At 68.5% G+C, this 1,728-nt stretch carries 2 protein-coding genes; both read right to left on the reverse strand.

Annotation, left to right across the window (positions count from 1 at the left end; translation table 11 throughout):
- Positions 1-238: 238 nt before the first annotated feature.
- Positions 239-949, reverse strand: a complete 711-nt coding sequence (locus CVV68_RS22850) for a YcnI family copper-binding membrane protein (protein ID WP_110503270.1) — start codon at positions 947-949, stop codon at positions 239-241.
- 164 nt (positions 950-1,113) lie between these two features.
- Positions 1,114-1,728, reverse strand: a 615-nt coding sequence (locus CVV68_RS23740) for a hypothetical protein (RefSeq protein WP_110503271.1), incomplete at its 5' end; no start/stop codon positions are given.

Consider the following 1,728-nt stretch of genomic DNA (forward strand, 5'->3'; position numbering starts at 1 on the left):
GTGGATCCGTCGGACGGGGTGGTGGCTTCCAGCACGTCGTGTGCCTGGGCCGCTGCCGCCGGGATCATGATGGCGGCCAGGAAGACAAGGCCCAGCACGGCCCGGGCCAGGGGGTTCAGACGCCGTCGCCCCTCAATTGATGTCTGCATGGTGTCTCCGATCTTGGCAAAGTGTTGTCTGCGGACGGTGGCGGGGCGGGACAGGGATCAGGGCCGCCCCGCCACCGTTCTCGCTCGGGCTACTTGGCTGAGGAGGCCTTGCGACGGCCGGCGAGGACCATTCCCAGGGCGGTGCCGCCCAGGACCAAAGCGACGGCGCCGAGCACGATGCCCCAGATGCCGACGGCGTTGTTGCTGGTCTGGTCCATGTTTATCGGCGTGGCCGCGGTGGCGGTGCTCTCTGCCGCCGTGGTTACGAAGGACGGGGCCGGGTGCTCGGGCTCAGCTTGGCCAGCGACCATCTTCTGGTCCCAGTTCACCACGGTCCCGTCTGTGTAGGTCTGGGCCGCGGGCAGCATGACGGTGGTGCCGGCGGCGGGGAGCTTGCCCAGGGACAGGGAAAACGTCTGGTACTCGTTTTGGCCGATCTGGTGGGCGGTGTCGGCCGTCCATTCCACCGAAGTGGCCGCCTCGGTCACGGTGCTGCCGCCGACCGTGACGGCCTTGGGCAGTTTGGTGGTGATGACCTTGGCCGTCCAGCCGTCCACCGGCTTCACGGACACCGAGGTGAAGGGCGGGTCCGTGGGGAGCTTGACCACGAGCTTGCTGGTCTTGGCCGAATCTGATTCGTTGGGCACGCTGAACGTCACATGCGTGTAGCCGCTGGCTGTGGTGCTGTCCGGGGCGACCTTCACATGCGCGGAAGCCGCGGCCGCGCCTGCGGCCAGGAAGGCTGCGGCGAGGGTTCCGGTGGCGATGGTCTTGAGGGTGCGGCGTGCTGAGGATTTCATGATGGGCCTTTCAGGGGCTCTGGGACATTGAAGTGTGGGTACGGCAAAAAGCCCGGGCACGGGGATGGCCCGGAAGCGCTGGTGAATTGCCGTGTGGGCCGTCAGGACGGCCGGTGTATGCCGCTGCACTTGCGTGCGCCAGGACCACACTGTGTGGGGCAGGCTTACGCTGCAGCGCCCGGAAGCGGCGGTCCCCGGTGATGGCGGACCGGCAGGGGGACGTCCAGGGCGGCCAGGGCCGGCAGCCAGGGTTCCGGCGCCGCGTCGATGCGCGACGGGGCGGGGACGGGGACAATGACCAGTCCCATGATGGCGGTGATTTTCATGCGCAGCGCATGGAGCAGGCGCACCGCGCTGGATTCCCCGTAGCGCAGGAACCCTATGGTCAGGGCTGCTGCGGCGGCGTGGCTGAACCACATGCTGCCGTCATGGCCGGTCATGAGGTCCATCGATGCGTGGGCGAGGGCGGGTGCCGTGACGGCCATGTCCATGCCGGCGTGCTGCCCCGAGGCCAGGGCCGGCGCCGGCACCACGGTGTTGACGGAGGAGAGGCTGAAGAGCAGATGGAACAGCCCTTCACTGACCACGACCGCGGCCACCAGGTTTTTGAAGGAAAGCACACGCCCGGCCAGCGCAACGCACACGAGGGCGGAGATGGCCAGGGAAAAGAGCACCAGCAGGGGCTCCGGGACATCGCCGCCACCCAGGACGTGGGAGAGCGCAGCCGCCGAGGTGGCAAAGACCGCTGCGGTCCAGCCGCGGGCAAGGCGCGCACCACG

The sequence above is a fragment of the Arthrobacter livingstonensis genome, assembly GCF_003219815.1.
Taxonomy (GTDB): domain Bacteria; phylum Actinomycetota; class Actinomycetes; order Actinomycetales; family Micrococcaceae; genus Specibacter; species Specibacter livingstonensis.